The organism is Hydrogenovibrio sp. 3SP14C1 (genome assembly GCF_029625905.1).
GTDB lineage: Bacteria > Pseudomonadota > Gammaproteobacteria > Thiomicrospirales > Thiomicrospiraceae > Hydrogenovibrio.
Genome location: NZ_JARTLM010000035.1, coordinates 1 through 348, shown reverse-complemented (window position 1 = coordinate 348; position 348 = coordinate 1). Strand labels below are relative to the sequence as shown.

General features: G+C 67.0%; 1 protein-coding gene. It reads left to right on the top strand.

Features of this window, described 5'->3' with window-relative positions; genetic code table 11:
• Window positions 1-348 (top strand): RsmE family RNA methyltransferase (locus P8629_RS11525; protein ID WP_278166275.1); only part of this gene is annotated, 348 nt, incomplete at both ends.

The window sequence follows — 348 nt, the reverse complement described above, 5'->3', positions numbered from 1 at the left end:
CTCGCCACGCACGGCAAGATGCCGCGCCTTCATGTGCCCACCGAGCTACGTGTCGGGGCGACCGTCACGCTGCCGGAAGGCCCTGCCAAGCACGTTACCCGCGTGCTGCGCATGGGGGAGGGCGCGGCACTGATCCTGTTCGACGGGGCAGGCCAGGAGGCAGGCGTTCGGCTGGCGGAGGTGGGGCGAAAACAGACCACCGCAACCGTCGAGTCGGTATGGCCAGGCAGCGCGGAGTCTCCGCTAGCGGTGCATCTGGGCCAGGCGATTTCCAAGGGAGACCGCATGGACTATGCCATTCAGAAAGCCGTGGAGCTGGGCGTCGCTGCCATCACCCCACTCTATACC